At 64.5% G+C, this 4,579-nt stretch carries 3 protein-coding genes; all 3 read right to left on the reverse strand.

All coding sequences use genetic code 11. The features are described from left to right. Positions 1-349: 349 nt before the first annotated feature. The 3 genes from ACWEJ6_RS54265 to ACWEJ6_RS54275 all read right to left on the reverse strand — a co-directional run bounded on the left by ACWEJ6_RS54265 (position 350) and on the right by ACWEJ6_RS54275 (position 4,293). A complete protein-coding gene (locus tag ACWEJ6_RS54265; RefSeq protein WP_452433580.1) occupies positions 350-1,015 on the reverse strand; it encodes an HD domain-containing protein in 666 nt (221 codons plus the stop codon). 969 nt (positions 1,016-1,984) lie between these two features. Then, on the reverse strand, positions 1,985-2,731 hold the full coding sequence (locus ACWEJ6_RS54270; RefSeq protein WP_452433581.1) for a GntR family transcriptional regulator: 747 nt from the start codon (positions 2,729-2,731) through the stop codon (positions 1,985-1,987). A 263-nt stretch (positions 2,732-2,994) separates the two neighbouring features. After that, positions 2,995-4,293: an IS701 family transposase gene (locus ACWEJ6_RS54275; RefSeq protein WP_452433582.1), complete on the reverse strand. Its 1,299-nt coding sequence runs from the start codon at positions 4,291-4,293 to the stop codon at positions 2,995-2,997. Between the last annotated feature and the right edge of the window lie 286 nt (positions 4,294-4,579).

A 4,579-nucleotide genomic window follows, 5' to 3' on the forward strand; every position in this document is an offset into this window, starting at 1 on the left:
GCGCGACTGCCGACAGAAGGGAACCGGTCTCCACCACGCCATCCAAGCCGTCGCACACATGCACAACCTCGCCCTCACGGCATGAGCACGATCGCAGCAGAACCGCCCTGACCTGCCCGCTCACGGATTTCTGCAACACCCTTTAGGCCCCGTCTCGCAGCGGGTGGTCAAGCGTGTCACGCTCCCCAACGCCGCTAAGCATCGTCCATGGCAAGCCGCCACACGCTGACGAAACCGCGGACGCTATTGGACGCGATCGAACGCGGCGTGTTCCAAGAACGCTGGCAAGATGAAGGGGCCCCGACACCTGGCCGGGTCTCGGACCCCTTGCGGACCTGAAGCACGGGCGTCACCCGGAGGAGTCTGGGTGAGGCCCGCGCGACTGTCTAGCGCTTGCGCGCAGCGCGTGGTAGTTCGCGGCGAAGGCCGCCCACCACTCATGGGGATCCGTCGAGAGGATCGCTCGCGCGAGCTGCTTCGCTGAGTCGGTACGCAGGGCGGCGATTGACGTGTCCTGCCATGGACCCGCCTGGTGACCTTTGGCCATGTACTCGGACGCCTGCAACAGCGTTTCGATCTTGTCGGCGTCCTTGGCGACTTTGGCTTCCAAAGTTTCGCCAGCTTCGTACTCAGCCACAAGGCTCTTGAAGAAGGCAGCGAGTGGATCAACCATGCCTGCTGTCTGATCAGCGAACACCGCTTGAGGGACAGCCGTCTCGACGTAGGCCCGGCCGACGGAGGGAACATCACCGATCCTCGTCTCGTGGACGTCATGGACCAAGCCGAGCATCGCGGCGCGGCCAGGGTCCGCACCTTCAAGCAGCGCCAGGGCGATGCCGACGACACCTACACGGAACGAGTGCTCCGCCACCGTCTCCGGATTGGGAACGTCGAGCAGCAACCAGCCGGCTCGCGTGAGCCGCTTCAGGAACCCCAGCTCGAACAGAAAGGCGGCCGTTCCTTCCAGCGGGTGCTCTGACTCCTCCGGCGCTGGCAAGCTCGCTTGATCACGCATGTAGACTCCACTCCCCGCGCGGCTGGTCACACGCCCTCATCGCGGAGTCAGAATAGCGGTCTGGACCGTCATCCGGACACACCGGAGAACAGTGCCAGCTCATGACTGGGCGACAGCCCGTTCGTCACGCTCTACCTCTCCGATGCGGACCGCAGCACGGATGCTGGCCGCGACCGCATATGCGACTGCCGCGTGTCTGTCGGATCAAGAGGCCGCTACCCCGATGGTGCCTGCCTCGGCCGGAAGTGACCACCAGCTAGGCAACTTCGGAATCTGATTGGAAATGCCCAAACAAGAGCTTAGTCATGCGAATAGTGAGCCCTTTCCACCTCCTACCCGGCCCAGTCGCCGGGTGCCCAGGCCTCGTCGCAGGCCACAGGCCATCACGACCAGCCAAGGCTCCCGGACTTGCGAAGAAAGCGAAATGGGCTCACCCTGAGACTTGGTCAGAGCACGGAAGCCTTCGAGGGTGCCCTTGTTTGAATCGAGCCGGAAGGCGCCGCGACCCGATGTCGCTGACCCGCAGGCCTTCCTGTTCGGCCGCCTGCGCGCACTGTGACCCCGCCGCTCGAACGCCAGGGCCCCGTGGACCGCAATCACGTTCCCGCCCGTCGCGAAAGGCAAGAGTGCGATCCGTGAACAACATGATTGCGCACGCCCCGACCAGCGCCGGTGGAAGTGGCGCAGCTGCTTCGCGTTAACCCCGCGATGGTGAGCCGATGGGCGAAGGCCGGCAAGCTGTGCTTCATCTGCGCCTTTGGTGTGTTTCACCGGCTCGAGTCGTCTGAGGTCTACGCACGGAGCGACGCCGAAATGGCGGTGGTCTGATGGCGCGATCGAGCTACCGCGCTCAGAGTAACCTTAGATCATGCCGTTTGAGACACACGCGTGAGACGTAACGCGCGGTATGCGTCCGCGCATTCTGGCTCAGAATGCCGTGATGAAGTGGGCCACGCCAGGGAAATGAGGTCACCTGGCCTCGGGTGGTTCAACCGGGTATCGGTAGCGGAGATCCCATTGATGGGTCGGCATGATATAGATCGTGACCTTGACGGGGCGTCCATCGCAGCTCCAACCGATATGGAGGATCTCGAAGATACGCTGATCTTCGTCGAGACGCAAAAAGGTCGCTTCCTCTGGGCTCGGAGTACGTACTGTGATGCGTTCTTCGATCTCGGCCTGCGCGTGACCGAGCTCCGCGAGCCGACTGCTGATTCCCCCAATGCCGGGATCCTCACGTTCGATGGGTGTGCCCCGAGCGATGGTCAGCGGGATGTAGCTCGTGACGATCTGGATGGGCACTTCGTTGGCGCGCATGTACCGGGCTCGAACCACGACGCTGGGGGCCTCTGGATCTACGCCCAGGATGCCTGCGACCTTGGCAGGCGGACGGCCAGGGCCGTTGGCGTTGTCAGAGCGGAGCTGGTAGCCCAAGTCGCTCAACTCCGTAGCGAGTGCCCCGCGGCTGCCGACACGCTCACGGCGGGCTCGGCTGTGGCGGAGAGCCGCGTCGCGCGGAATGGGCGGGAGCTCATGGACAAATGTGCCCACACCTCTGTGCACACGCACCAATCCCTCAACCTTTAGGACGCGCAGAGCCTTGTTGAGGGTGGCTCTGTTGACGCCGAGCGCTTCGGCGAGCTGATCGTCCTTGGGAAGCAAGGAACCGCGGGGATAGGTGCCATCGGCGATGGCCGCTCGAAGGATGACCGCCACTTCGCGGTACTGGCTCGACCCTGACAAGGACCTCACAGCCTCACCTTACTGGTCGCGCGAGCGCACTCGCTGGACGACGGCCCGCAAGCCATCGAAACGGTCCCCGCCGGTGGCAGTGTCGGCCCAGTCCTGGAGGGCGCGGCAAGGTCGTACCGCTGCGACTCCTGGACACGCGGTCAGGCGAGCCTGGCGAGGAAGCGAAACGGCCGCCGCCGTCTGGATCAACGCTTCCGCATCCAACTGTCCTAATACTCCAGCCGCACTTATCGATCTCTGAGCTGTTGTCGCTGGTAGTGGCATTGTCGGGCACGGGCCTGATGGCGTCGTCGCCAGCGTGACCAGTGCAGGATGTGCCCCTCGTCGATGAGTGGACGGGTCAGCAGGGCGAACAGGCGGCGGATCTCGTTGGCCGAGATCGCGATGAGCCGCTCCGTGCCTGCGGGTGAGGCAGGTCCGGTGCTGAAGGCGGCGCGGGTGACGGCCAGGAAGGCCAGGGCGAGCATGGCCAAGGTGATGTAGCGATACCAGGCGGGATAGAGCCGCACCTGGTAGTGGTCGAAGGCGGCCTCGTTCTTGCCGGTCTGGAAGCATTCCTCGATCGTCCAGCGAGCTCCGGCCACCTGCACCAGGCGCTGTAACGGCACCGGCCGAGGCGTGTGGCACAGGTGGAAGGCCATGTCTGCGGGATTGCTGAGGGAACGGCGAAGCAGCAGGCGGTGCGCGGGACTGCTGGTGGTGATCAGCGCCCAGTCGTAGCGTCGTTCGCCCTTGGCGCCCGCTCCGCAGGACAGGCGCTGCCATCCGCTCCTGGGTACTTTGCCGGCCATGACGTCGGCGCGGACCTTGCCGGCACCGGTAGTGATCTGGTGGGAGCGGGAGACCGCGACCACGTAGCCGATGTGCCTGTTCTCCAGGTAGCGGCGCAATGGTCCGTTGTCGCCGTAAGCTTCATCGGCGGTCACCCAGCCGAACGGTACGCCGGCGGCGAGTGCTCTTTCGATCATGACTTGCAGGAGCTGGGGTTTGGTGGCGAAGGTGACGTGTTCGGGGATCTGTGCGGCCTCGCGCCGTTCTGGCTGGGCGATCCAGGAGTCGTTGGGCAGGTAGAGCTCCCGGTCCAGGACGGCTCTGCCGCGGCTGGAGGCGTAGCCGAGGAACACCCCGATCTGGCAGTTGGTGATCTTTCCGAGGGTGCCGGTGTATTGCCGCCGCACCCCGGCTGAGCAACCGCCTTGTTTGGCGAAGCCGGTGTCGTCGCCGACCAGCACCCCGTCGTGCTCGCCCAGGTGCCGCATCAGGAAGGTGCGGATGTCGTCGCGTACGCCGTCGACGTCCCATTTGGCGGCGTTGAACAGCCGCTGCATGCCGTCCGGGGTGGTCTCGCCAGCGTACTCGGCCAGCGACCAGCCGTTCTTGCGCTCCATCCCGGACAGCAGCCCACCGATACACGCACGGGCGCGCTGCCGAACTTCGGGGCGTCTGAATCGGGCGGCTACCAGCGCGAATACGTCATCCAGAGCGGCCTGCAGACGAGCGGCGCTGAGATGTTCTACCCTGGCCAACGCGGCCACCGCATGATCTTCAGTTCCATCACACCTGAATGATCACAGCGGTGGCCGTTCGTCTTGCGCGCGGGCGCACGCATGGGTACGTATGCGTACCCGTAGCCCAGCGCGCATCACCGTGCCTTAGCGTGCACCAGCTCACCGGGCAGGCACCTGCTCACATCCCTGAAGTGCGGCTGGAGTATTAATACTACAGCAAGGCTTTGTGATGTAGTCTGGAGGCATGCTCGATGAGTTAACCGCTGATGATCTCCGATCGTGGGTGTCAGGACTGGACGCGCTG

It is taken from the genome of Nonomuraea sp. NPDC004702 (genome assembly GCF_053601695.1).

What these genes read in the sequence shown, in the direction of transcription:
- ACWEJ6_RS54265 (WP_452433580.1), bottom strand. Translation starts at nt 1,015, where the DNA reads ATGCGTGATCAAGCGAGCTTGCCAGCGCCGGAGGAGTCAGAGCACCCG.